This window comes from Methanothermobacter wolfeii, from assembly GCF_025397995.1.
Lineage (GTDB): Archaea > Methanobacteriota > Methanobacteria > Methanobacteriales > Methanothermobacteraceae > Methanothermobacter > Methanothermobacter wolfei.
The window spans coordinates 639712-666264 of record NZ_CP104550.1 but is presented as its reverse complement, the minus strand read 5'-3'; the positions used below and the strand labels follow the sequence as shown (position 1 = coordinate 666264).

At 44.9% G+C, this 26553-nt stretch carries 18 protein-coding genes, 2 pseudogenes and 1 CRISPR repeat array; of the genes and pseudogenes, 4 read left to right on the top strand and 16 right to left on the bottom strand.

What is annotated here, in order from left to right:
- Nucleotides 1-3: 3 nt before the first annotated feature.
- Nucleotides 4-702, bottom strand: coding sequence for a glycosyltransferase family 2 protein (locus N5910_RS03775; RefSeq protein ID WP_074358784.1), 699 nt, complete (start codon nt 700-702; stop codon nt 4-6).
- A 122-nt stretch (nt 703-824) separates the two neighbouring features.
- Between N5910_RS03775 and N5910_RS03770 the strand changes: the two genes are divergently transcribed.
- Both N5910_RS03770 and N5910_RS03765 read left to right on the top strand, forming a co-directional pair.
- On the top strand, nt 825-1115 hold the full coding sequence (locus tag N5910_RS03770) for a hypothetical protein (protein ID WP_261599796.1): 291 nt from the start codon (nt 825-827) through the stop codon (nt 1113-1115).
- 250 nt (nt 1116-1365) lie between these two features.
- Complete coding sequence (locus N5910_RS03765) at nt 1366-2034, top strand: D-glucuronyl C5-epimerase family protein (RefSeq protein WP_261599795.1); 669 nt, start codon at nt 1366-1368, stop codon at nt 2032-2034.
- Nucleotides 2035-2156: 122 nt separating this feature from the next.
- Here the strand turns inward: N5910_RS03765 and arsB are convergent.
- The 9 genes and pseudogenes from arsB to N5910_RS03720 form a co-directional block, all read right to left on the bottom strand.
- Nucleotides 2157-3011 (bottom strand): annotated as a pseudogene (arsB, locus tag N5910_RS03760) (ACR3 family arsenite efflux transporter).
- A 281-nt stretch (nt 3012-3292) separates the two neighbouring features.
- On the bottom strand, nt 3293-4648 hold the full coding sequence (locus N5910_RS03755) for an MATE family efflux transporter (protein WP_074358782.1): 1356 nt from the start codon (nt 4646-4648) through the stop codon (nt 3293-3295).
- Nucleotides 4632-5084, bottom strand: a complete 453-nt coding sequence (locus tag N5910_RS03750; RefSeq protein WP_238337978.1) for a MarR family winged helix-turn-helix transcriptional regulator — start codon at nt 5082-5084, stop codon at nt 4632-4634. Before N5910_RS03750 ends, N5910_RS03755 begins: the two co-directional genes overlap by 17 nt.
- 128 nt (nt 5085-5212) lie before the next feature.
- The gene (locus N5910_RS03745) at nt 5213-6391 is read right to left on the bottom strand and encodes a hypothetical protein (RefSeq protein ID WP_261599794.1); all 1179 of its coding nucleotides are present in this window, start codon (nt 6389-6391) and stop codon (nt 5213-5215) included.
- Between the two features lie 299 nt (nt 6392-6690).
- Nucleotides 6691-7038 carry a hypothetical protein gene (locus N5910_RS03740; RefSeq protein WP_261599793.1) on the bottom strand — a complete coding sequence of 116 codons (348 nt, stop codon included), beginning with the start codon at nt 7036-7038 and terminating at the stop codon, nt 6691-6693.
- A gap of 104 nt (nt 7039-7142) precedes the next feature.
- On the bottom strand, nt 7143-7463 hold the full coding sequence (locus tag N5910_RS03735; RefSeq protein WP_261599792.1) for a hypothetical protein: 321 nt from the start codon (nt 7461-7463) through the stop codon (nt 7143-7145).
- Nucleotides 7464-7645: 182 nt separating this feature from the next.
- The gene (locus tag N5910_RS03730; protein WP_074358776.1) at nt 7646-9793 is read right to left on the bottom strand and encodes a DEAD/DEAH box helicase; all 2148 of its coding nucleotides are present in this window, start codon (nt 9791-9793) and stop codon (nt 7646-7648) included.
- A 17-nt stretch (nt 9794-9810) separates the two neighbouring features.
- Nucleotides 9811-11046, bottom strand: a complete 1236-nt coding sequence (locus tag N5910_RS03725) for a BREX system ATP-binding domain-containing protein (protein ID WP_074358775.1) — start codon at nt 11044-11046, stop codon at nt 9811-9813.
- 11 nt (nt 11047-11057) lie between these two features.
- Entirely contained in the window at nt 11058-11609 is a 552-nt protein-coding gene (locus N5910_RS03720; protein ID WP_238337976.1) for a hypothetical protein, read from the bottom strand.
- A 479-nt stretch (nt 11610-12088) separates the two neighbouring features.
- Between N5910_RS03720 and N5910_RS03715 the strand changes: the two genes are divergently transcribed.
- Nucleotides 12089-13498, top strand: coding sequence for a hypothetical protein (locus N5910_RS03715; RefSeq protein WP_074358773.1), 1410 nt, complete (start codon nt 12089-12091; stop codon nt 13496-13498).
- On the opposite strand, the gene N5910_RS03710 is transcribed toward N5910_RS03715, so the two are convergent.
- From N5910_RS03710 to N5910_RS03700, 3 genes are all read right to left on the bottom strand, one after another.
- A complete protein-coding gene (locus N5910_RS03710) occupies nt 13480-13902 on the bottom strand; it encodes a YkvA family protein (RefSeq protein ID WP_074358772.1) in 423 nt (140 codons plus the stop codon). The two genes, N5910_RS03715 and N5910_RS03710, sit on opposite strands and share 19 nt — an antisense overlap.
- Before the next feature lie 191 nt (nt 13903-14093).
- Nucleotides 14094-15308, bottom strand: a complete 1215-nt coding sequence (locus tag N5910_RS03705; RefSeq protein ID WP_261599875.1) for an oligosaccharide repeat unit polymerase family protein — start codon at nt 15306-15308, stop codon at nt 14094-14096.
- 84 nt (nt 15309-15392) lie between these two features.
- Nucleotides 15393-16160 (bottom strand): hypothetical protein, encoded by a 768-nt coding sequence (locus tag N5910_RS03700; protein ID WP_074358770.1) that lies wholly within the window; start codon nt 16158-16160, stop codon nt 15393-15395.
- A 666-nt stretch (nt 16161-16826) separates the two neighbouring features.
- Between N5910_RS03700 and N5910_RS03695 the strand changes: the two genes are divergently transcribed.
- Nucleotides 16827-18362, top strand: a complete 1536-nt coding sequence (locus tag N5910_RS03695; protein WP_074358769.1) for an ArnT family glycosyltransferase — start codon at nt 16827-16829, stop codon at nt 18360-18362.
- Between the two features lie 157 nt (nt 18363-18519).
- On the opposite strand, the gene N5910_RS03690 is transcribed toward N5910_RS03695, so the two are convergent.
- The 3 genes and pseudogenes from N5910_RS03690 to N5910_RS03680 form a co-directional block, all read right to left on the bottom strand.
- Complete coding sequence (locus N5910_RS03690) at nt 18520-19929, bottom strand: zinc ribbon domain-containing protein (RefSeq protein ID WP_074358768.1); 1410 nt, start codon at nt 19927-19929, stop codon at nt 18520-18522.
- A 456-nt stretch (nt 19930-20385) separates the two neighbouring features.
- Entirely contained in the window at nt 20386-22071 is a 1686-nt protein-coding gene (locus tag N5910_RS03685) for a sensor histidine kinase (RefSeq protein WP_074358767.1), read from the bottom strand.
- Between the two features lie 1109 nt (nt 22072-23180).
- A CRISPR array of direct repeats spans nt 23181-25862; the repeat unit is 30 nt; unit sequence GTTAAAATCAGACCAAAATGGGATTGAAAT.
- Nucleotides 25863-26029: 167 nt separating this feature from the next.
- A pseudogene (locus tag N5910_RS03680) lies at nt 26030-26550 on the bottom strand (beta-class carbonic anhydrase).
- Between the last annotated feature and the right edge of the window lie 3 nt (nt 26551-26553).

Below are 26553 nucleotides of genomic sequence, written 5' to 3'. Positions count from 1 at the left end.
CACCTAGTAAAGTGAACCCCTGAGGAACTTCCTCCTGAGCATATATTCTATGTGCCTCCACCCATCCTTGAAGGAGTGGAGCTTGGTCTCACCACCCCTCCTCTGCCTGTAGGGTATGGGTATCTGCTTGATCTTCAGGTTCTTCTCAGAGGCTTCGATTACCATCTCTATGGCGAATTCCATTCCAGGAGCCCTTAGTTCCATCCTGTCAAGCGCCTTCCTTCTGAAGGCCCTCATACCACAGTGGGTGTCCCTTATATTGTTCCTGAAGAGTATGTTGAGCATCCTTGAGAGGATAGGATTTCCTACGTACCTGTGGAGGGCTGACATGGCACCATCCTCCATCATACCATTCATCCGATCCCCGATTACAAAGTCGTAGCCATTCTCTATCTCCCTTAGGAAGTCAGGGATCATCTCAAAAGGGTAAGTGAGGTCAGCGTCACCCATCACCAGAATATCGCCCCTGGCCTCTCTGAACCCCCTCTTGTATGCGTTTCCATATCCCCTTTTATCCTCCCTGACAACCCGTGCTCCTGCATCAAGGGCCTCCCTGGCCGTTCCATCCTCTGAGGCATTGTCAACGACCAGTATCTCAACATCGTATCCCATCTCCCTGATCTTCTCCACTGGGACGGATCTTATCGTCCTCCCAACGACGCCCTCCTCATTGAGGGCCGGTATTACTATTGACACGAACATGATAACACCATAACTGTGAAGATAAACATTTGACTTTCATTTGGTTGACTCCATATATAAATTATTCGGTGATGGGGTGCATTAATATAAACCAAAGAAACATGTATTATATGGGTGATAATATGAAACCATATATTTTTCTCCTTCTAACCATGGCACTCCTCACCTTCATGGCCACGGCCTCATGCTACGGAGAGGATGGTACTGCAGGGAATGTGACTGTGGACTCCACAGCCTCCCTGGAAGTTAAGAATGAAAGGCCCCGACTCGAGAATCACCTCAACAGATCATACTATCTCGACAATTACAGTGAACTTCTCAGTGAGGCCCTTGCAAAAAACAGGGCTATAAGAACACTCTCTACAGTAAGTACAGAAAAACGGGTGATAAACGCTACTACAGGCCTACGTTGATGCAGGATACGCCGTCAGGGTCTTCTCAAACATCAAGAGTAAAAGGCCCCTCAGGACTGATGAGAAGATACTTGAAATCAAGACCATCCAGGCAAACAACGCCTACTTCTCACACAGCCTCCCTCCATCAAACAGTTACACGGCCATCGTATTCAGGAACAGTTCATCCTACTACAGGAACTTCCCCTCAGACTACAAATCAAGCCTGCCGTTCACATACTATAAGAACAAGGGCTGGAACATTTATCCGGTGAAAACATCAAACCTTGCAGCTGCAAGCACCGGGAAGGAGTTCCTTGAGATCCTTGATGAGCAGAAACTGACACTGACCTTCAGGACCTATAACGGTATGCGCTACGCCGTCTTCCCCATGTACTTTGACTACAGTGGTGCGGCTATAGGCTGGCTTGACAGCTTTTCACAGGGCAACATGGCAGGTCACTATGCACAGGCCTACAACCTCACAGGAAAAAGGGAGTGCCTTGACATCTCAAATTCACTCATTAACAGCTTCCGCGCCCCTACGGGCCTTGTTAAATCCACGAAGTACGGGAACTTCTACCTTCACTATAACTTCCTCAGGGAACACTATATACTGAACGCCCACCTCATCTGTACACTGGGACTCCAGAGGGCATACAGGTTCACAGGAAATCCAAGGGCTCTGTTGCTCTTCAGGGATGGTGTTTCAACCTTCAGGAGGATGCACTGGAAGTATGACAGTGGCAGCTGGACCTATTATGCGGTTAGCGGGAGGTACTACAGGCCGGCCTGGCCTGCAAGCACAGCATACCACAGGCTGCACGTTAACCTTTCAAACAGGGTCTACCTTGCAACCGGTGACAGATACTACAGGAAAATAGCCCTCAAGTGGAACGGTTACCTCACAAGGAGAGGCCTGAGCCCTGAGAGGATCTGATAACACTATTTTTTTATTTTATCTGAACGTGTTTTCCTTTTAATGATTATGCCTGAATTCTGATTGCGTATCATCACCTGCAACCTCTCAGGCTGGTGTTTCTGTAGGGTAAAAAAAATAGTTTATTCCTGTGGGAACTTGTTCCTTGTTGCGTTGGCTATCCTCACCAGGGTCAGCATCACCGGGACCTCCACCAGGACACCCACCACCGCTGCAAGGGCCGCCCCTGAGTTTAAACCGAAGAGGGATATTGCAACGGCCACCGCAAGTTCAAAGAAGTTACTTGCACCTATCATGGCTGCCGGTGCCGCGACCGAGTGCCTGAGCCTCCAGGCACGTGCCCAGAGGTAGGCCAGGGTGAATATGAGGAAGGTCTGTATTATAAGGGGGACCGCTATGAGGCCTATGTGGAGGGGGTTCTGGATTATCACCGAGCCCTGGAAGGAGAATATTATTATGAGGGTCAAGAGCAGTCCTGTGATGGTGACGTTCTCAAATTTAGCCAGGAACTCCTGGAAGTACTCCGGGCCCCGGGTTGACAGGAGCCTTCTCCTCGTGAGGTAGCCTGCTGTGAGCGGTATCACCACGAAGAGCACCACCGAGAGTATGAGGGTGTCGTAGGGCACCCTTATGTCGCCTATCCCCAGGAGGAATGCCACTATGGGTGCGTAGGCAAAGACCAGTATGAGGTCGTTTACCGCAACCTGGACGAGGGTGTATGCGGCATCACCCCGTGTGAGGCTGCTCCAGACAAAGACCATGGCGGTGCATGGTGCCGCGCCCAGGAGCACCGCCCCTGCAAGGTACTACCTCCCCAGTTCAGGGGGTATGAGCTGTGAGAAGACCCCCAGGAGGAAGAAGGATGATATGATGTACATGGTGAAGGGTTTTATGAGCCAGTTGGTCCCGCAGGTAACCGTGAGTCCCCTGAGCTCCCTTGTGGCCCTCAGTATGCTTGAGAAGTCTATCCTGAGCATCATGGGATATATCATGAGCCATATCAGGACGGCGACCGGGAGGGATACCTGTGCGTACTGCAACCTATTGAGGAAGCGGGGGAATGCAGGGATGTAGTATCCGATTGCCACCCCGAAGATTATGCAGAGGATCACCCAGAGTGAGAGGTACTTTTCGAATAAGCCTATCTGTTCTCCTTTCATCTGATCACCTTGAGGTTTTCACTGCAAGTATATTGATGTATCTAAATATATAGATTTTTCTGATGAGTTACGGTCCTCATCATGAGGGGGTGTAGGCATCATAACATCCCATACCTTTTAAGCCTCCCGATGAATACACGGGCCCAGGTATAGGCTATGAGGCTTCCCCCGATATCACCTGCAACAACACCCCACCAGACGCCCGCCTCACCCATTCCAAGGGTGACTGCCAGGAGGTAGGCGAAGACAACCACGAGGAGGACCTGCCTTATGAAGGAGAGGACCAGGGATGTGAGTCCCCTCCCTGTCCCCTGAAACACTGACCCTGACATTATCCCGGGGGGCAGGAAAATGTAGAAGAGGCATATGACCCTCAGGAACTCGGTTATCCTGGGTGCGAGGGCCGCGGAGGCCTGGGAGTAGGAGAATATCCATGAGATCCATGGTGCAAGTATGAAGGTGAAGCCTGCTGTGGCTGCTGCTATGATGAGTCCTATCTTTATTGAGTATCCATGGGCCACTTCAAGGTTCCTGAAGTTCTTTGACCCGTATGCGAACCCCGATACACTTATAAGGGCCGTTGCGACTGCTATGACAGGCACTATGGCCATCATAACTATCCTCCACCCTGCAGAGTAGACTGCGACTGCACTTGTACCTGCTGCAGTGACGAGTATCCAGTTTATGACCGCTGTGACCATTGACATGATGAAGAACTCTGCACTTGCAGGGACTGTAACAGAGATTATTGACCATGCGATGCTCCTGTCAGGTTTAAACCGTCCCCTGCCTATGGATGTGAAGGTTTTCCCGGCGAGGAACCAGTAGATGATTATCAGGGAAACTACCAGCTGTGATATGACTGTCGCCCAGGCAGCTCCTGCAATACCCCAGCCTGCATTGTATATGAAGATGGGGTCAAGGACCATGTTGAGGACGGCTGAGATCCCCATGGCATACATGGGCCTCTTGGCATCACCCTCAGACCTCAGTATACCGTAGGCTGCCCCTGTGAAGAGGGTGAACACTGTACCTGCAAATACGATGCTACCATAGTCAAGGGCCTCCCTGAAGGCCCCTGCAGCGCCAAGGGAGAGTAGTATGTTGCCCAGGAGCAGCTCTATTATAAGTGTGAGGACCAGGGAGACTGCCAGTGTTATGATGACTGTGTGAGTTGCACTGTTGTCCACGGCGTCCATGTCACCGGCCCCCAGGTACCTTGATACCGAGGAGGCGGCCCCTGCACCGAGACCATTTGATAAACCCACCATGACCATGTAGACTGGTGTCACGAAACCTATGGCTGCGAGGGCCTCACCTCCCAGCCCAGCGACCCAGACCGCATCCACAAGGTTGTAGATGGATGTGAGGAGCATCGCTATTATCATTGGGCCTGAGAGCTTCAGGATGGCCCTCCTCGGGTCCCCCCTGATTATATTAACGCCTTCTGTCATCTTCAATCCTCCTTATCTCCATTGCCTCCTCTGCAAGCCTCTGGCACATCCTGATGAATGCTTCCTGTTCTTCCATGGTCATGTTTCTGAACAGGAGTTCTGCCCATTTCCTCTCAGCATCCATTATGATAGGTATGGCCTGCCTGCCCTTCTCTGTGAGACTGAGCATGTATCTCCTTCTGTTATCTGGGTCCTGTTTTCTATTTAAAAATCCCCTGTCTTCCAGTCGCCTGATGGTCCTTGCTATGGTCCCCTTGTCCACCTGGAAGAACCAGGCCAGTTCGTCCTGGGTGACTCCAGGTCTGTGGTTTACGCGAAGTATGCATGCCACTTGGGCGTCTGTGAGGTTCATGTCTTCAAGTTCCCTTGATATGAAGACCCTGTGGCTCCTGAGGATTATTGAGAGAAGCCCTCTTAGTGGTATCTTTGGATTCAAATAATCAACTCCTGTGGAGTGTATGATGGAACCAACCATATAAATGTTGTTAGTGCAACTGTTGTTAATGCAACATAAAGTTCTGTGTGTAGGAACAGGAATAAGTCAGTTAAAATAAAAAGGATGGATTAGAGGACCAGATAAGCCGGTAACCTTCCATTCCTTCCATAGAAATCAATTATTCTACTGTAACCAATGACCAGGCTTATGAAGCTCAACCTGCCATGGCCTGTGGTCGCATATCTTGGTGCCCTGCCTGTGCGGTCTATGAACCCCTTTATGCTTGAAGCCACTGATACATAAGCTGCACGGTACAGCCTACCGGACCCTGATATACCCGTACTTCCAGCGTAGCCCACAGAACGTGGTTTTAGTGGGTTCAGAGTGCCACTATTGAGCTGTATGGTCCCACGTGTAAGGAGGTCTAGAAACTGGGCCATAGTGTACCTCCGCGCCTGTATTGTCAGATATGATGGGAGCTGCCTGTAGCGTCCATAGTATTTATTCACCCATGCCGCAGCTGCAGTAAGCTGTCCAACGCTTATCCCTGTTACAGGAGCTGCTAGGACATTAACTGTGGTGTTGACCATCTGATTATCAACCACTGCAGTTATAAGGACCATTCCGGGACTGTTAAGGTTCCTGAGTACGGAGGATGCCGTCCCATTAACCATAAGGGCATCATCCAGCACACCTGCACTTGATGAGAAGTTAACAGGTAAACTGAACCCTGTATGGTGGATGCCACCCTCACTGTCCTCTCTGAGGCTTACTGTAACCACTGGTTTGCCGCCCACGGTAACAGTTGAGGGGTCAACCCTCATCTTCAAAACCAGCCATGGGTCGCATATAACATCACTTGCCGTGAGTTCTGTGAAGTCAGGTACGTTGCTACCCCACCAGTTGTAGCGTGCATCAATCCCCTCACCCGCCTCACAGTAGACATCAACATGGGCGTTGTTTATGATGCGGCAGAAATTAAGCACAGTCCTTGTGTAGTAGCTTAGTACAGCTGAGCCAAGTTTCCATGTATCTGCGCTGTTACCCGTGAAGGTACTGCCCCTTATATCTGCAAGTTCCGCGTGTAAGCTCCCCACTGCACCCGCACCAAAGTATGCACTGTTATCTGTGAAGTTACTGTTCCTCACTGTAAGGTTACCGTAGTCATTCTTGACTGCACCTGCATGCTCATCTGCCCTGTTGGCATGGAAGGTGCATCCATCCACGATGGCCGTGACATGAGACATGAGGACCGCTCCACCATACAGTGCCCTGCATGAGGAGAATGTGCTGTTTACAAGTGTCACATGGAATATTCCTGAGGTACTCCTTCCATATAAAGCGCCCCCCCCAACGGGCTGAAATGCCATTGAAGACTGAACCATAGATATATGCAGCCTCACCCTCATTGTATGGGGAAAGGAAGACTGAACCCCCTAATCCATCGGCTGTGTCCTGGTTGAAGGCTGAATCTTTGACTGTGATGTTCCCATAGCTAGTGATGGCCCCACCATTCCCTGCATGGTTTGATTCGAAGGATGAACCCATAATACTGAGACTGGAATATCCAGTACTGAAAACTGCACCCCCAGCACTGGCTGAGTTTTCAATGAAAAACCGAATCGATTATGGTTGAAGCACCGTACTCAGTGTGAATTGCTCCACCTGAGTTCTCTGCATGGTTCCACTTGAATTTACTGTTCCTGACAGTAAGGTTGCTCTCATAGCATGTGTAGATGGCGCCGCCAATGTTATTGACACTGTTGTTGGTGAATGTGCACCCCTCAACAATCATCTCTGCAAACATCTCATTGTAGAGCGCACCCCCACTCGTACCTGTGGTTATGGTGTTATTTTCAAAGCGGCTGTTGATTATCACTGCCATAGGGTAGTTCATGAAGTTCCCGTAGTTGGTTATAACAGCACCGTAGTCCCCTGTGTTCTCGGTGAACACACAGTTTTCAACGGTGAGCTCGCCTTGGTTAAATATGGCTCCGCCATAGGAGTCATTACCCCTTTTTCACTGTGAGGTTCCTCAGGAGGAAACTAACACCGTCATTAACAGTGAAAGGCCCTTGAAAGGTACCCGCAGTTTATAACCGTCCCTGTGGTTGACTGTCCCGTCAGGGTGAGGTTCCTGTCTATGGTTATACCCCTGTTGTCATCGCCAGTGTATTCCCCATCTGCGAGCCAGATACTGTCACCTGAAGATGCGGTCAGGGTGGCGTTCCTTATGGTTGCCTTTGGAGTATCCCATGAGAGCCCATCATTATCATCAGAACCTGCTGTTGAAACATAAATATCAGCAGCAGATGATGTTCCTGACAAGATAAAGGCTGCTCCAAGGACACACAGGAGAAATAGATTTCTCTTATTCATTTATATCATCCTGTACTAGATGTACACTTATAGTTAGTACGATAATCTTTATAAAAGATTTTAAAAGAATGGATGAAAGTTTTTAAATCATTAAAATCATATAGCTAAAATGATTTAAATTTTTTATCTTATGATGTGCCCCATATCCACCGGTAGATTACTGAACTGAAACTCAGGGTTCTTCAAAAAAGGCCGAATCCATCTATATGGACTGGTCTGTTCTCATCAAGGAGCTTCAGGAGATCCCCAGGATTATAGAGGATCTCATAGATTATCTCTGCAGCCACATTCTCTGGCAGGTACCTGATGAACTTGTTCTTAACAAAGTTATTGAGGTGGGTCTGGAGGCGTAGGGGGAAGCCGTCCTCACATATTATAGAGGGAATATCCTCCATTATGAACAGGATGTCGCTGTAATCTATGTTGGCAACGAAGGAAGTTTTGAATGCATCATTCACCACATTACTTATGCTGTTCTCAGCCTCCAGGGCGAAGATGTCTGAAATCAGTTTATTAACCCTGTCACCTGCAAAGGTGTAGATGCTTATAGTTGAATCCATGTTAACTGGGATCATGCCCTCCTCCAGGCCGAATGACTCAGCCCTTCCCATATAATTCTTAATCTTAATCCGTGAATGTTCATCAAGGTTCCGCAGGAGGTCCCTGTTGAAGTTGCCAAGTATTATATCGTAGGCGTGCCTTGAAACTTCAAAGCTCACCGGCATCCCACCACTGTTCCATTTAGGTATATCAGCATTACCACTGTAAGGCTTAACCCGAACCGTGAACCTTTCATAGTCAATATCCATTACAATCCACTCATCTCCCCCCAGCATGAAAACAGACCCCCTCTGAAGGTAGGTTACCGCGAAAAACGCGTCAATGGTCCCTATGGTCATTGCCCCCTTTTTAACCTTGAATTCATAGTTAGGGGGGAATACTGAATAGAACTCCAGGAAGTTCATCTTTCCAAAGGTCTTCTCAAATTTGAATCCATGGTGGATGTAAGGACCGTACTCCCTTAAGAAGTCCTCATCGATCATGAATTCAATCATCCCATGAAAATCATCCTCTGATATCCTTGAGAATACACTTGATCTGTTGAGGAGTCTGTAAATATCAGAGGGTTCAGGTTTTTCCAGTTCAAAGACGGAGCTGAGGATCTGATGGAAATAGATATCAAGGGGCCTTTCAGGTATCCTTAAATTCTCAAGTTTACCTGAAAGTGCCAGTGAAACCGTTGAAAGAGCTATTAAAACATCCATACCCCCATTAGTGAATATCACAGTCCTCTGAGAACCCCTCTTCCTACCGCTCCTACCTGTCCTCTGGAGGAACTGGTTTACAGAGGCCGGTGCACTTAGATGGACCACCACATCAATATCACCCACGTCTATACCAAGTTCAAGGGTGCTGGTGCTCACCATGAAGGCCCCTGAAAGTTCCTTGAATTTAGCCTCGGCATCCTCCCTAAGGTCCTTGCTGAGGGATCCGTGGTGTATGAATACTTCAACATCAAGTTTTTCCTTTATTATCCTATAGTAAGCTTCAGCTCTGGCCCTTGATGGTGAAAAGATCAGGACCTTTCTCCCGGTGAGTCTTTTGAGTATATCAAGCAATTCTTCAAGATCTTCAACATTGGGATCCTTAAGATTAACATTGAATATGCGGAAGTCCAGTTTCCGGTCTGATTCACTCTTTACCAGTGAACACCCTCCAGGGCTCATCCAGTCCATTACCGCGTCAGGGTTCCCGATGGTGGCTGAAAGACCTATCCTCTGCGGCCTGCGGTCCGTGTAGCTCTCTATCCTTGAAAGGAGGGAGTTAAGCTGAACACCCCTGTCAGCCTCGATGAAGTAGTGTATCTCATCTATGATGATGTACCTGAGGTTCCTGAAGATCCTCCGCTTTTCATCATGGGTCCTGTTTATAAGGATGACCTCCAGGGACTCGGGGGTTATGAGGAGTACCTCAACCGGGTCCCTGATGAACCTCTTCTTGGCGCTGCCTGAGACATCACCGTGCCACTTCATAGCCTCAAGGTTAAAGTGGCTGCACCAGGAATCCATGCGCATGTGCATGTCATTTATAAGGGCCTTGAGGGGCGATACATAGAGCAGGCACACTGGCTCTGCACCTTCACCTATCATGGAGTTAAAGATGGGTATGATAGCCGCCTCTGTTTTACCTGAAGCTGTGCTTGCAAGTATAAGGGTGTCATCTCCCCCCATTATGGGTTCAAGGGCTGCCCTCTGGACATCTCTAAGTTTATTCCAGCCCAGCCGGTTTACAAGAAAATGGCTGAGCCTAGGATTCAGTATTTCAGACATCTAACCCTCTCAAAGAGTCAAATCCAGTCTTCATCCTCTAATTCTATTTCCTCCTTCTCCTCGAAGAGGTCAAGTATCTCGTCTTCAGTCTTGAGTTCAGGGTTCTGCTGTACAACGTCAAGGACGCTTATAAATGATTTCACAAAGATCCTTGGAGGTATATAACCCGTCAGTTCAGCGCTTGATTCATGCCTTGAAATTATGCCCTCAAGGGAGTCCCTGACAATCCCGGCATCCCAGTCATAGAGTTCCTCATGCATGGAGATGAGTCTGCTGGATAACTCCATGAGATCCTCCCTTTTAAACCCATCCAGCTTGATTATGGGTTTTCTGAGGTCCTTCAGCTCCGTGTGGAGAACATCCTCTATCCTCTCATTTAGGGCTGTGTAGGAGGGTATCCCGAGCTTCTGATCCTCAAAGAACTCAGGGGTTCCTGCGAATATGAAGAGGGTGTTCCTGAACCTTCCGCCGTTACAGGCATCATATATGTTCCTCATATAGTCGTAGGCTGTGTCCCTGAGCTTCTTGTTGTGGAGGGTCATGATATGCTCTGCCTCATCTATAAGTATGACAAGGCCGGCATAGTTAAGGGATTTTAGAAACGCTGAAAGTGATTCAAGGTGTTTGAAGGCGTTTTCCTTGTCAATATCGCCCTTAACCCCGAACTTTCGCTTTATTGTGAATGGGATGTTGGTCTCACCACTCAACCATGCGATGGCATGCTTTGCTGTCTCATGATCCCCCTTTGATAAAAGGTTATAATAATTTTCTATGGCCGTGGCGAAGCTTGCTGAATACTTGTGGGCTTCTTTAAGGTCATTATGGATATTATCCCGCACAATCTGCTCCTGCTGGGAGGGGTCGATAGTTTCGCGAAGGGCCACCGTCCTTATCTTTGTCATCCACCGCTCAATTATATGTTCAAGGGATATTCCGGTCTTGCAGGTAAGGGACCTTGCAATATTACGATAAACAACCTCGAACTTGTTAAAGGGGACGTCACGGCTGAGGGTTACCTTTGAGACAACAAAGTTCTCTGCAAGCGCCTTCTCCTCAATTAGCTTCAGGAAGAAGGATTTCCCAGCCCCGAACTCTCCATTCAGAAACTTTGTTACAGCCACACCACCCCTTACCCTCTCAAATATCTTCTGGAATTCTTCAATCTCGTTCTCACGCCCCACACATATCTCACTGACACCCTCAGGAGGCACGTTACCGTTTTTAAGGGCGTTAAGGATGTTCTCTGGATCCATTAATATACCTCCTACTCAAATGATATTAATCCGAAGTCCCTCTTACCACCCTGACTGTTGTAGAGGGTTACTATCCTCTCTGGGTCCCTTGAGGGGTAATGTTTGATTCCTGTCCTCCATGCATTAAGGGAGTAAAACTCCTCAAGCTCATCATAGGGCTTACTGACTCCATATGAATCCATGAATTCCCCCAGAAGCCTGATAAAGGTCTTTATATCCATCTGCTTCCTATTATCAAAGCGTTTAATGATACCATGAAGGGAATTTATTGAGTTCAAGATAAATTCATCAATGTTGAATGAGACGTTTTCAAGGTAAAGGGGAAAGTTTTTAACGAAATTGGCCCGGGAGTATATCCGTTTAAAGTCAGCCTCAGATATCTCCCTGTATTCTGATTTGAGGGCTGATGAATATCTATTCCCATTTAAAAACGAAAGGTTTTTCCTGAGATCCACTGCAGGTAACGGGGGGCTGAAGAACTTTATACCCTTAAGTCTGATCTTCCTGGTGGATTCATAGTAATCATAGAGGGTTCCGCTATCATTGTAGACCCCATCAACCATGGTGTATGCAATGAAGGTCAGGTTCCTCCGCCCGTTTACTATAATGGGTGCGAAGATGAATATCCTGTCATTGGGGCGTATACTGTTGACATTCCTGCTCCTCTTCTTTCTAGCTCCTATAACCAGGTTTCTTGATACATCCTCAAGTAAATCAGGATCTATCCTATGGATCCAGAAATTAGATTTTCTATCTGAAATTGGTCCTTTTTTTATGGGAAAACCCCCCTTAAGACACTGAATACCCTTTAAACGTTTTTTTTGAAATTAATAGATAAAGTTTTTTATTTGTCTGTATATGAAAGGCTTAAGTATGTGAAGGAATATTAAATTTTTATGTGTAAACATTCATTTACTGCGGAAGTCTGTATTAATGCCCTGAAAAATCTGTAAAAAAATCATTTGTAAGTTGGCAGTGGGGAAAAGGGCGGTGCAGTGAATCTTGATATCATAAGGACGTGCTTCCCATGTCTATGTGGTGGATGGAACTGAATAGTGACTCTGAAACCAGAGAACCGGAAAATAAATTCAGGACACGTGGTGGTGAACCCGGCAGATGCCTCAACTGCAGGGCTGAAGTGGGAAGTTCTCCTCAGGTTCTATGCACCGAATGTTCAAGGACACTGTACGCATTGGAATCCCTTGAAAGATTACTTGAAACCTTTAAACCAGGGGAAGAATTCCATCTGGAAGAAATAACCGCTAAAATGGATGAATCTCAGAGAATCGAGTTCCAGGGAATGGTCTGGATACTTGATGAATTCGGTCTCCTCGACTACAGGGATGGTTCATGCAGGATAAAATCTGATGAAACCGTTAACAGCTTCCTCATAGAGAACATAAAACTCAAGGAAATCATGAAGGAGAAGGGGCAGGAACCCGGGGTAACCGACAGAACAGAAGACCATGAAGCAGAGGAAGAGGAAACCGAGTGCCCCATATGCGGAGAACTCAAACCTGCTACAGAGTTCTATGTGACAGGAAAGGGCAGGGAGTGTAAGGATTGTGCAGGTAAAAGGAACGCTGCACTCTCCCTTGCTGAAATAAGAAAAAGGGTTGAACCCGGAGTTAAATTCAGAGTTGATGATATCATAGAAAGTGAAGAGGAACGCGTAAACATACAGGGATTCATATGGGAGCTTCAGGAATTCGACCTTATTGAAGAGGACGCCTTCAAAAATTACACCCTGATAGATGACAGTAAATTAACAGAGTTCTACTCAAAGTACGGTGAAGGAGAGCTTGTTAAAGATTCGAATATGGTGAAGGAGTGCCGCATCTGTAACAGGACCCTGCCAAAATCCAGTTTTTACAGTACAGGGGACAGTACACGTGATGAGTGCAGGGAATGCTATGATAAGATAATGGCATGGGAGACCTTTTTATCCATGAAAGACGTTGTGGCTGATGGACCATTCAAAAGAGAGGATTTAATTGACTCCTTTGAGGACCCTCAGCAGCTGGATATCAATATAATGATCCTCCAGGATCACGACCTTGTCGAAGAAACAGGTGAAGGATTCGAACTCAAACACCGGGAGGAACTTGAAGAGATCTACAGGATATACACTGGAGCTGAACCAGAACCAGCAACAGAACAGGCATCCCCCAGCAGAAAGGAGATAATCCATATAAACCAGAGCACCGATGAAAGCCACAACCTCCTCATGAATGGAATTATAAATCGAAATCAATTAATGGATACCATGGAAGAACTCAATCCATTCATGGGATTCATGAAAAAGTGTATGATAATACAGAAGGATGGCTGCTTTGAAGTCCTCATCGAATTGAATGTAAAAAGTGAATCCATCCATGATACTCTAAGTATGCTTGAAGAGAAAAACTGGGAAAACAGGGTCGGCCTTGACGACTATATGAGGCCAACATAGTTAAGTACATCCGTTGTCTTTTCCCGGAGTACGTCCTTTGATCTTTCATAGCAGAGTTCAACCACATTTTCAAGATCATCCTCGCCTTCCCAGTAGTTCTCCAAGAACTTATAACCGTATACATCTGCCAGGAGGCGAATCACATAGGTTGTTATGAAGATATCATCAATGTAGCCGTAGGCACCATAAACGGTTTCAGGGATAACATCCATTGGCACGACATAATATGCTATGGCTGCACTGATTTTAAGTTTTAACTGGCTTTTAAGACCCTCATACCCCAGTAAATCCGACAGAAGTTTAAAGAGTTGAGGTCCATAATCTATGAAGGATGCGTACTCACCATTGAATGACTCAAGATTTTCAACTAGTATATCATAAAAATCCTTGAATTTTGTCTCCATCAATAACCACCCTGACGATTTCTATTTTACGGTGACTTCTATTATAATATTTACTGTTACCATAGTACCCATACAGAAGGTACGGGATGCATCCAGAAACAGAAAGGACCCTAACAGGGGCTCCTTATCATCCCCCTCAATTAATGTCTTAAGCACCGGTCCTTGAGGAGGGAGCCGCCCCGCCGGTAAAGTTAATGCCTGTTTATTTTAACAATGTTGTAAAGGTATATAGCGCCTCCGGCCGCAAAATAACCCATCACTGTCTGGTCAAGAATACCTGTCTCAACAGATATGATGAGATAGGCCATTATAAGGGCGTAGAGCATGATGTAAAATGTGTCCCCTGTTTTTTTCATTATCCTGTAACCGGCTCCCGTAATTAACCCGAGTATACCCATTCCCGCAGCCACACCTGCTGTGCCGAAATCCACAAGCATCTGCCCAAAGATTGTTGGAGTGATTGTCACACCAGTTCTCCAGGAAATAAGCTTCCCTATCAAGGTTCTTGGTCCATCCCCAGGGCCCGGGATCATGCTCATGATCAGGTCACCATGTAAAGCACCGGTTGGTCCCGAGAGATGGGATAACATGTCGAGGACGTTGAGGGTGAAGGCTGCTCGCATCTTAAGAAAGTTCATGGCGCTGATGCTGGTAACTGAATATTCCTCCACAGACCTGAAGTAACCTATACCCATAATTACAAGGAATGCGAAGAGGAATGATCCCAGAATCTCCCATATATCAAATAGTCCAGTATAATACCCCATGATGGCAATAATCAGAATCAATGCCACCACCGGGGTCCTGTAGCCAAGAAGGGTTAAAAAAGCAGCGCAGATAAGAGCCAGTACCATTATTCTGAATTTCACCCTTGCCCTATCTATGCTGCCTTCCTTCATTTTTTCAAGGAGATGGGATGATATCAATGCTGTTGCAGGGATCATGAGGAATGCTGGAATTGTAAGTTTCGGGTTAAGACTGTATCTGAGGGTTGGATGGAGGAGGGGTAAACCGCCAACATCCGTGATTGTTATAATGAAGAATATTATGCTGACCAGAAATAGTGTTAGACCGATGGAATTGATATCTTCACTTTTGAATTTCAGATAATATTCCATGTCCTTAAGGATGAACCTTGGTATTATCATGGAAAACAGGAAAAAAAAGATGAAGCCTATTAGTATGGTTAGGTGCAGTTTCCATGAAACTGGAGTTGATGCCATTATCATAAATATAGAGAATGCCAGGATGAACAGTGGGGGGGCAAAAATATGATTCTTCAGTACATGGCTCTTCTCAAGAAATTTAAGGAATTTACCGCTGGGATAAGCCTTCCTGAAGTAACTGTCTAACCATATTTTCTCAACACTCAAAAGGATTTTTAAAAATATGTTGTAAAGCAGCATACCCTTAATTTCAGACTCAATCCTTCTGCAGGTTTTTATTGCCATACTGTAAATCTGACTCATAAAACTGTGCTCCCTGATTATTTAGAGTGATTTAAGGTCTATGATCTTTACCACATCGTATTTGCTTTTTATCTTTTCAATGACTGCTTTGTCTGCACTGTATATTCTCAGGTTTATGAAATCTGTCTGCCCGTTTACATCCCCAAGAATTCTATCGGCTATTTTAAGGGTGCTGGGGGTTGCCTTGAAAATTTCTATTCTTTCCTGCTGAACATTCAGGTTTATGGGCACATATTTTTCTTTAATATACAGTTCTTTTGAGAGTTCCTGGAATTTAGAAACATCATAGTTTTTGATGGGAATATTGGTGGTCAATTCATAATTCACACCAGGTACATCTATAATCAGGTCCGATATCCTGTTTATGCGTCGTGGTTTGATAACAACATCAACGGCGTCTTTTTTACCGGTGGCTTGCAGAGTAATTGAATCAATATAGAAATCTGCAAACTTGTTCTGATATGGTCCTGCAAGCAATTTTTCACCGTTAACATCTATCAGGATACTTAGATAACCGTTTAAATATCCTACCCACAGGACTTCACCACGTATTTCTTCCTTTCTTTTTGTTAATGAGTTATATCCACTTATCTTACTCTCAACTACTTTGCCCCTGCTATAAAATTCGCTGTATTTCGTCTCGACCTTCGAAATATCCGAGACATCAAATGTAAATACCTCCTGATTGGAATCAATGTCAGCAGTTCTGATAAAACCATAGACTACTGCAGAGCATACAAATAGGATTATTGCTATGTCGATTATTGTTAAACCACCAATTTTCTTCATGGAATTCTCTCTCCATACAGTTGAAGTTATCTCATAGTTAAAGGAAAGAACTTAATAAATGTTGTTTTGGTGCATCGTTCCGGATCCGGACACTTAAGGGCAGCTGCTGTTTTCGGGTACTTACACTTCCCCTAATCTTCATGGGTTTTAATAAAATCCTCAGGACGCCCATGTACCAGGTTGAAGACCAGCTCACATCCCTATACAGTGTTAATCCTCAGGACGCCCAGGTACTCTCTACTCAATTATTGCTGTCACTATGATATACTCTTTACCACTTTCTGTCACAGATGAACCCTAAATGTGTTGTTATTAAATCCTTTTCAATCCTCTTTCTAACTATTTCTAAACAGGCACCTGATTCCATAAGAAAAACCTGCTTCTGAAGATGAAGAGGCCTATCATCGAAGCAAAAAAAGTCCCCCGAACGAGAGAGGGATAACTCACAGGAATGATAATATGAAAGTGGATGATCCGCTATGAAGTCCATTCCGGCAGTTAGAAAATAAATCAATGGTTATCGGAATTAGGAGCCTTTCCTGCTTTCCAGAAAGTTCAATCTCCTCTAAACATAGAAAAACTTAAATAGACCCGGCATAGAGAATCAGTTTGTAACATTAATAATCATAACACAATCATCAACCTGATTAATAGAGGGAGCTGAACATGGAAAATTCAGATAGCAGGGCCATTTACATTGTTCCATCTCTGATAGTATTCCTAGCTGTTCTTTTTGTAACCCTCAGCTACCGTTGGCCATTTGGATGGGACATCTTTTATCATATACACATTTCAAAGGTTTACATTACAGAGGGCCTAACCCTCTTCGACCCTATTTATAATGCTCCTGCAGGGAATATAATAAATTATCCCCCAATCTTTCACTTCACCCTCATCCTTTTATCATACATTTTAAGAACAGGGCTCTTTGAAACTGCAAGATTCATGCAGCCTTTTCTGGCAGGACTTGTTGTCTTATCAGTTAGCTTTGTCGCCTCAAAATTCTACAAAAATCAGATGATAGGCCTTGCTGCGGGTATCCTTCTATTTTCCGGCGCAATTTCAGCAAGACTTGTTCAAGCATTGCCCGAGAACATGGCCCTCATATTCTTCCCCCTGAGTATTTACTTTTATTATAAATTTTTTAAAGAGGATAAACCCATCACAGCTGTTATATCCGGACTTTTAATGGGCTTAATCGCACTTATACATCCAGCTGCAACATTCTGTCTCGGATTCACAGTCACAATCATAACCCTCGGGATCATGGGCTCCGAGCTTTACATGGAAAGGAACCTTTCAGTGATAGGCAGGGTGCTCTTCAGCTACATCCTCTTCATCATATCAGCAGGTTTAATCGCTGCACTGTGGTGGGCGCCTGCCATTTATTTCAAGAATACAGGTCCCGGCGGTGTCAGCACAGCCCTGCAGACTTCAAGAAGACTCAGCATCCTGAAGTACCCCAATGCGCTGGGTTATCCCGCCATCATCTTATCTGCCATTGGGGTGATAACTGCCCTTAAAAGATTCGAGCTTGAAGACAGGATAATCCTATTATGGATCCTTGCAGTGCTCCTGCTATCAAAGGCCTACTATTTTGGAATCAACGTTATAACATACCGTGTTCTGATCTATATAATGATCCCTCTCAGTATTCTGGCCGCCAGTGGACTGATTTCAGCATTTAAAAGCATCCAGAGAAAGGATAAAAATCTGGCATGGATTTTTCTGGCACTGATACTCATACTGGCAACCTTCCAGGGTTTTAGCAACCTTTCCAGTAAGAACATTGCAGATTACGGTGCCCTGACACACCATGGGCGAGTTGTGATCGCGCCACCAGCTGAATCAGAGGTTGAACTTGCAGAATGGTTCAATAAACAAGGGGATAATGGGACCATCTCCTTTTCAAATTACTTCACAGCGGGTTTCGTGATGGCCTATACGAACAGACCGGTTAACCCCCTCCTCTATGAAAAAGGAGGAATGCCCACAGCCGAAGAAATCTCAAAAAACGGCACTCGATACCTTGTATTCGATAAAAGACTTAAAGCAACAGGTAATTTCACATTCAAAGTCTCTGAAGGATTCATTTTCTATAACCCGTCACTCATCAATGTATCCAGCCTCAACCACACCTACCTTGAAAGGGTCTACGAAAACAGGGACTTCGTTGTATACCTATACATGACAGAGCAGTAGGAGGGAAATGAATCATCCTTCAGAGGTCAGAGAGACTTAACATGTACTGTTCCAGCGGTGCTAAAAAGAGGCCTGCCTATCTCCAGAACCCTATTCACAACCTGACGGTGCATGGCATCATGACAGGATAAACCCTTAATTCGTTTTATCCAGGGTATCAGAGGCTTCTTATCATCCCCTCAATCACCGTCTTAAGCACCGGTCCCGTCACGGGGACATCGTAGGTTCTTCCATCGACGCTGATGCTGATCCCTGAACTGTCGGTGTTGAGGAAGTACTCTGTCTTCTGCTTGTTCTCCCGCCTTGAGGCTATACCATCCCTGTAGGCATCAATGGATAGTATCTTCCTGAGGTCAATATTTATGGTACGCTTGGATCCGGCGAATATCATCCTCCGGTTCGTCAGGACCAGGACCCCCCTGTCGATCTCCTTGAGCTCCTCCTGGGACTCGCTCCGGGCCTGCAATCCCCCCAGGCGCAGGGAAACATTCTTTGAAACCCTTACGGTCGGTCCCCCGTAGGTTCCTATGGTGCGGCGGACAGCCCTTGGCTCCCAGAAGCTCACCCCTTCAAGGACAAGGACAGCCCTCTCATTCTTCTTGAGGATCACCGGGGACTCGGGTTCCCTGAAATTAACCCTCCCGGCCGCTGCATCATCAAGCCACCTCTTAATATCATGTTCCCTCTGGAGGGCGTCTGACATTCCACCGTGGGCTATCCTGGTCCATTCCTCCCCGGTGAGGGCCTGGTGGGCATAGGTCCTCCATGTAGCATTATTTTCATCCCCGACCCTTTGAAGGGAATACCTGTCATCCTTACCTGCGAATACAGCGCCGCATTCAGTGCACCGGTAACCATTCTCTGTTAAAAGGCCCATGAGCTTCTTCTCGGTGTAGGGTTCAAGGCTCGACTTCCTGCAGACAGGGCAGAGTTCTATCCATGATGCATCTGCAGGGGGTTTGAATTCCTCTTCATGGTCCTCGCCGGGGGCGGGTGTTTCAGGCATTTCCTTACCCTCCCTTTTTATTTCCTCAAGCATCCCCATGTAACCCTGCAGTTTCTCATAGTTCCCGCGACCCGCGTCTTGAGCCATCTTATTCACAACCATCCCCATGTAACCCTGCAGTTTCTCCTTATCTGCACCGGTTTTAACTTCCAGGATGACGGGGTCATCCCCGTGACATGATACCGTGACCTCCATGACCGCCGGGCTGATGCAGACAAGTTCATCATTGAGGGCATCCAGTTCCGAACTTATGGCATCTTTAAGGTTCTCAAGCATTCTGCTGAAGTCCTTCTTCCTGATCTTTCTTCTTCTGAACTTCTCTGCAGCTTTGAGGATTCTCCTGTTGTATTCCTCAAGGGTCTTCATGTCCCTCAGAAAGTTTTCAGGGGTCAGCATGTCCAGGTTCTCGGTATCATCCCCCCTGAGAACCACTTCAGGGCAGGGGTTCTCTTTCTCTTCACCCCCATTTCCTCCAGCATTGTCCTTCAGGGGCCTGCCGCAGTTGAAGCAGTACCTTGCATCGTCGCGGTTCTTCTCTCCGCAGTTCCAGCAGTAAACCATTGGATCACCATAATTAATATTTACTGTTAATGGATATATCTTTCATGTCTCATAAATATCTGATGAGTCAAAAAAATTTATCATCTAAACTGGATGGTTCCCTCATGAACAGATCAAATTATTAATAAAGCCTGCAGGATGACTTATATGAAAACCTAAGACCTTAAGAGAATAGGGATACCCGGGGTATCATCACCCCTAGGTTTGAGGGACCTCTGCAAGGGACCTCTTCCAGATTATAATGGACCTTCCGGAAGACAGCCTTGAGATAGACTTCATTCATGAGCAGATCCTTTTACATGGATACCCTAAGGAGAGGGAAATTCCGGGAAGACCATAATAGAAAGGAATGTTTCCTGAGAAGGTAAGTGTCATGTTCATGGTTCTCAGAAAATCAATGAAGGATCCCCATAAGCTGGGGGTGAAACCCTCAAGGACGGTTCTGCTATCCTGAATTCATGTTCTCCTCCTGTATTCAAGTTCCCTGAAGGGTACCATGAACTCTGTGCCCCGTGAATCCTCCATGGTGAGTATCCTCAGTTCACCCTCAAGTTGACCTACAAGGGCCCTTACAAGTTTCAGGGCTGTTCCTGCCTTAAAATCCTTTAACCCGGCACCATCATCAGCCACCCTTAAATGATACCCTGAATCCTGTTCTCTGATCTCAACCTCTATCCTCCCCGGGGATGCGTGTTTCAGGGCGTTTGAGACCAGTTCATTTATTATGAGTGCGAGTGGCATGGCTGTTTCAAGGTTGACTTTCACATCACTGTCCAGGTGGAAGTCAATACTCCAGGCATCGAAGACCGACTTCAGGTGATCGATTATCCTTGAGGTGCAGGTCTGCATGCTGACCAGCGTATGGTCCCCTTTACTGTATATGGATTCCTGGATCATGGCCATTGCCTGGACCCTTGTCTGTATGGCGATGAGGGCCTCCCTTGCCCCTTCATCCGCATCATGGAGCTGGATGTTTATGAGGCTCAGGATTATCTGGAGGTTGTTCTTGACCCTGTGGTGGAGTTCCCTGAGGAGGGCCTCCTTCTCTGCAATGTTCGCCCTCAGGTCATCCTGTATCCTCACTATGCCTGTAACATCCATGAGTGAGATGATACCCCCATCCTCCAGGGGGATCATCCACCCCGTGAAGTACCTTCCCTTTGCCCTGAAGGTTTCAACGGGCTGTGGCAGCTTGCTCTTCTTCATCTCATCCCAGAATCCTCCATAGGTGATCCCCAGTTCCTTCATGGCTGTGTTCTCATAGATCGGTTTGCCGGTGCCGTCCAGGACAGTTACAGCCTCCTCCATGTGGTCAATAACGTTCCTGAAGAACTTCCAGGTTCTCTCCATCCTTTTCTGGTTCCTTATCCTCTCGGTGTCAACCAGGTTGAGCCTGTAGGCCGTGAAGGTTATTATGATGATGGCAAGGGCTAGGTTTACTGCTGCAAGGAATATCTCGGTGGAGAAGGGAAGGTATTCCTCTGCAGTGATTATTATGAGGGCTGTGAGTGTGATGGCTGCCATCATGACCGGGATGAGCATCCTGCCTGTGTAGCCTCCTATCCTCTCAGAGTATAGGGGTTCCACGAGCCCCTCCGATGTTCTGGTGCTGAGGAAGCCCACAGCCAGGAGGAGAAGGATGATTGCCGATGCAGGGGATGTCTGTAGCCTGGGTGATGTCTCAATGACACCCGTAATGCCCGAGAGGAATGCTGCATAGCCAACGGTGCCTGCAATGTAGCAGCACAGCTGGGCTGCATGGTAACACCTGAATGTGAAGAGTATTATGGCTGTTGTGTACACTATGATGAGTGCTGATGTCACGGTGCATGCAGCCGGGAGCTGGAGGTTGAGCAGCCCCTGTATGCAGCTGCAGTTTCCTGTAACCTGGAGGATGAAGAGGATGGCTGCAAGGGCAAGGGATGCTGCTCCTTCCGAGTATCTTACCGTGAGTACTGATATTGAAAGGAGAATGAAACTTATGGATGTTACGGGATTGTTATCAAAAAAGAAGGAGCTTCCTGCAGAAACATGGTGGCCTGCAATGAAGAGGACCAGGGTTATGGTTGATATTATCATGACTGAAATGCTTGTCAGGTAAGATATCTTCTTATCAAGGGTCATGGGTTTTATAAAAGACATTTTAACCACCCATTCGTACTATAAAACTGAATTCTATAAATATTTTTTGATAGACACCAGGAATGAGAGATCTGAATGTATTAACAGTTTAATAACATTTTTAGAACCATAAAAATCGAGCAGTGCCTGTTTTAGTACATCACAGATGAAAGTGTGGTTCTGATCCCCAGTGCAGGACCCTTCCAATATTCGTTATAGTTCTCTATTACGAAGGTTCGGTCAGAATTAATAGGGGATCCATGAGACCCCCTGCACCCCACAGATACCATAGATAGGATTCATGATAGGTTCATGACCCCTTTCAGCACCCCATTCTGGAATCGGATACTGTAAATAGATAAGATCCATGATAGTTCATGGCGGGCGTTTTTACAAGGCAAATGATGAGTGATTTGTGAATTACATAGTTAGAGATGACCCTTTGTAATCTGGGGTGGAATTCTTCAACCTAATTTGTGAAGTACATAGTTAGAGATGACCGATGTGACAGGTCTGACGAAGAAGCAGACCATGAAAATTTGTGAAGTACATAGTTAGAGATGACCTGAGAACAAAAGGGCTGTTTCATGGTTAAACTGTTGATTTTTTTATTTTAGTGACCATAGTCCCATGGGTCTTTGATGGTGTCTGAATCAACTATATTTAATCTGGATCTCAATGGACTCTAAAGTGCTTAAAAGACCTCTTTGAATAAACAGCACATTAAAACTTACTTCAATGATAACAAACATTGATTTAAATATATCCTTGCACGTTTTAATTCTTTTATTTTTATTTTAAGGTGTTATGGCCGGTTTATTGGTTATTTTAAGGCCTCTGGTTCAGTCGTCTATCCCATGAAAATTCACAGGAAAATTTTAATAACAATAAGTTATTTTAACTCCTTTTTTACTTTAAAAGGTTGTACAGGCACCATGGATTATTTATCTTGTTATGATTGTTTTAAAATTGTTTTAGATCATTTCGGTGTCTTATTTTTTTATTTGGAGATGTTTTGTTGAGTCGTCTGCCTTTATAAATGGAGTGCATTATTGGGGGTCGACAAATTTATATATCTGAAAGGAGAAATTTCATAGCGTTAAGGGCCAAACAGAGAAAAAATCCGTCCTGTTAAAATCAGACCAAAATGGGATTGAAATTAGAGTATACACTCCTAAAAATTAATGAGAAAATAAGTTAAAATCAGACCAAAATGGGATTGAAATACAATAACCACTTATTCTTTTTTTTTATAAATGTGGGTTAAAATCAGACCAAAATGGGATTGAAATCATAGAATACAATGAAGCAGGAGTCCTTACATTTAGTTAAAATCAGACCAAAATGGGATTGAAATGCTTCAAATAGTAGGAGTGGATGATGAAGGCCTTCTGGTTAAAATCAGACCAAAATGGGATTGAAATTCTTTTTTCATTATCCAAAAACCCATATTCGTGTAGTTAAAATCAGACCAAAATGGGATTGAAATTCAGGATACTGGTACGGGCCATTTCCGCCGTGTTCCGTTAAAATCAGACCAAAATGGGATTGAAATCTGCCAATAACCATTTTTTTTATCACCTGTATATGTAAGTTAAAATCAGACCAAAATGGGATTGAAATACTGAATTTGTCTGCATCCATTTCTTTTTCAATAACGGTTAAAATCAGACCAAAATGGGATTGAAATATTTACTTCTTCAAGCAGATATCCGTTTATTTCCTGTTAAAATCAGACCAAAATGGGATTGAAATTTTTTTTTATCAGTTTAAATGACAAAAAAATATGGTTAAAATCAGACCAAAATGGGATTGAAATCCTTTTTTTTAACACTTAAAATGTAAAAAAAAAGAGTTAAAATCAGACCAAAATGGGATTGAAATCTCGTATCTGGAGTCTTTCGAGGAATTCCTCTATTCGTTAAAATCAGACCAAAATGGGATTGAAATTGGAACGTGACATGTTCGCAGCGTACATGGAAATGAGTTAAAATCAGACCAAAATGGGATTGAAATTAAGGAGAAAACGATGGAATGGCTCCTCCTATTCCTGAGTTAAAATCAGACCAAAATGGGATTGAAATATGACGAAAATAAAACTCAAACTCACCCCAACCCCGTTAAAATCAGACCAAAATGGGATTGAAATTCAAAATTACGTCGTCCCTTCCTGCTTCTTCTAGTAGTTAAAATCAGACCAAAATGGGATTGAAATTTAAACGACTTAGAGACGTTTGTTGCGGCCAGTTACATGTTAAAATCAGACCAAAATGGGATTGAAATTATAGGCGCTCGAAGACGGCCCACACCTCATCAAAGGGTTAAAATCAGACCAAAATGGGATTGAAATATCATCGCCACCATCATCATCATCATCAGCAGAGTTAAAATCAGACCAAAATGGGATTGAAATTAACTGTTGAAATTATCCGGAATTTTACCCCTACTTCGTTAAAATCAGACCAAAATGGGATTGAAATCCGCGTAGATAATGGATTGCCTTGACCTTCCCATCTCTGTTAAAATCAGACCAAAATGGGATTGAAATGACTTATGCACACTACCCATACGGTTCTGGCATCAGTTAAAATCAGACCAAAATGGGATTGAAATCGCTGCTGAGGCTCAGTATCCTCTCATCATCCAGGTGTTAAAATCAGACCAAAATGGGATTGAAATTTTTCGTCGTGATAATCCCTTGCAAGGATTATCTTGGTTAAAATCAGACCAAAATGGGATTGAAATCCAGTTCGATCACGCGGGGCTTTCTTTTCTCTGTTTTCGTTAAAATCAGACCAAAATGGGATTGAAATCAAATGCTTCTAAGTCGTTTATTCTTTCTTTTCTCAGGTTAAAATCAGACCAAAATGGGATTGAAATCACAGCCTCCCTAGTCCAGTACTCCGCCCTCCTCTTGGTTAAAATCAGACCAAAATGGGATTGAAATCATTCTTTCTTCTGTTTTCTCTAGGATGTTTTTCCAGTTAAAATCAGACCAAAATGGGATTGAAATGAACCTGAAGATGATTTCGCAATTGTCGGGGAGAGCTGTTAAAATCAGACCAAAATGGGATTGAAATGCCTCAGGGTCCAGGGCAGTGAATTCGACGATGGGTTAAAATCAGACCAAAATGGGATTGAAATCTAAGGAGACTCTCAAGGCTTAGTTCAAGGTCTTCTTGTTAAAATCAGACCAAAATGGGATTGAAATTTATGTCAGCGTTGCTCTGGACGTGGATGATTTTCTGTTAAAATCAGACCAAAATGGGATTGAAATATGAGTTCGTCTTGGGCGTTTTCCGCCCAAACGAAGAGTTAAAATCAGACCAAAATGGGATTGAAATTGGTCAGCCCAACGGTATATGTATTCTGTGTATTCGGTTAAAATCAGACCAAAATGGGATTGAAATAAATTCATCCTAATGGATGACTGAAGTCACATCATGGTTAAAATCAGACCAAAATGGGATTGAAATTCGGGTCACCACACACCGTGACCCCTGCCCGATCTGGTTAAAATCAGACCAAAATGGGATTGAAATTTGGGTAGGGTTCATCTGGTGTGTGGTATGTGATCTCCGTTAAAATCAGACCAAAATGGGATTGAAATGCATCGAGGCAGAGGTCCTCGTAAACATCGACGAGACCCGTTAAAATCAGACCAAAATGGGATTGAAATGAACACGCACACCCACCCTCCTCTCCAAAACAAGACAGTTAAAATCAGACCAAAATGGGATTGAAATAAAGCTGCAACAAGTACAAAGCATACCACAAGAACAGTTAAAATCAGACCAAAATGGGATTGAAATAAAGCTGCAACAAGTACAAAGCATACCACAAGAACTATTTTTTTTGTCTATCTATCCAATTGTCCACTCCCTAACAATGAATAATATGAAAATCCCGGTTATAAGCGTTGAGGAGTTGCGTAATCCTGTTTTATAGTATTGATGAAAAATGAGACAAAATAAATGAATCAGTCTCGATGAAGAACCTTAAGTTCTCCAGTCCTCACATCGATTATCAGTCCATGGACAGGTATATCATGGGGGATTGCCCTAAATTCCTTGATGGTCCTGACACCCTCAATAACATTTTTTTCCTCATCCTAATTGCAAGGATCCAGTCCTCCAGTCCAAGTTCCTCAATAAAATCACGGGGGACTCCCTTCTCTTCCATGGTTTCCCGGAGTCTTTCAAAGTCAACATTTGCCATTCCGCAGTCAGTATGCCCTATGACCATGATCTCCTCGACGCCGAGGGAGTGCACCGCAACCACAAGTGACCTAAGTGCATCATCTGTTATGGTGTTACCTGCATTCTTTATGATCTTGGCGTCACCCCTTTCAAGGCCCATTGCAGGTTCAAGGAAGTCTGTTAGCCTTGTGTCCATACATGTTACGATGGCAAGTTTCTTGGCCGGTCTTTTACCGGGGTCTTCACCCTTAAAATTCCTCAGGAATTCCTGGTTTTTTTCCAGTAACTGATCTATAATCATCGT

Bases quoted from the DNA above. Each gene is read 5' to 3' on its own strand.
- N5910_RS03690 (WP_074358768.1), bottom strand. From the start codon at position 19,929: ATGGTTTACTGCTGGAACTGCGGAGAGAAGAACCGCGACGATGCAAGG.
- N5910_RS03720 (WP_238337976.1), bottom strand. From the start codon at position 11,609: ATGGTTGATGGGGTCTACAATGATAGCGGAACCCTCTATGATTACTAT.
- N5910_RS03735 (WP_261599792.1), bottom strand. From the start codon at position 7,463: ATGAATAAGAGAAATCTATTTCTCCTGTGTGTCCTTGGAGCAGCCTTT.
- N5910_RS03725 (WP_074358775.1), bottom strand. From the start codon at position 11,046: ATGGATCCAGAGAACATCCTTAACGCCCTTAAAAACGGTAACGTGCCT.
- N5910_RS03705 (WP_261599875.1), bottom strand. From the start codon at position 15,308: ATGCTGCTTTACAACATATTTTTAAAAATCCTTTTGAGTGTTGAGAAA.
- N5910_RS03715 (WP_074358773.1), top strand. From the start codon at position 12,089: ATGGAACTGAATAGTGACTCTGAAACCAGAGAACCGGAAAATAAATTC.
- N5910_RS03770 (WP_261599796.1), top strand. From the start codon at position 825: ATGAAACCATATATTTTTCTCCTTCTAACCATGGCACTCCTCACCTTC.
- N5910_RS03755 (WP_074358782.1), bottom strand. From the start codon at position 4,648: ATGACAGAAGGCGTTAATATAATCAGGGGGGACCCGAGGAGGGCCATC.
- N5910_RS03730 (WP_074358776.1), bottom strand. From the start codon at position 9,793: ATGTCTGAAATACTGAATCCTAGGCTCAGCCATTTTCTTGTAAACCGG.
- N5910_RS03710 (WP_074358772.1), bottom strand. From the start codon at position 13,902: ATGGAGACAAAATTCAAGGATTTTTATGATATACTAGTTGAAAATCTT.
- N5910_RS03775 (WP_074358784.1), bottom strand. From the start codon at position 702: ATGTTCGTGTCAATAGTAATACCGGCCCTCAATGAGGAGGGCGTCGTT.
- N5910_RS03695 (WP_074358769.1), top strand. From the start codon at position 16,827: ATGGAAAATTCAGATAGCAGGGCCATTTACATTGTTCCATCTCTGATA.
- N5910_RS03700 (WP_074358770.1), bottom strand. From the start codon at position 16,160: ATGAAGAAAATTGGTGGTTTAACAATAATCGACATAGCAATAATCCTA.
- N5910_RS03685 (WP_074358767.1), bottom strand. From the start codon at position 22,071: ATGTCTTTTATAAAACCCATGACCCTTGATAAGAAGATATCTTACCTG.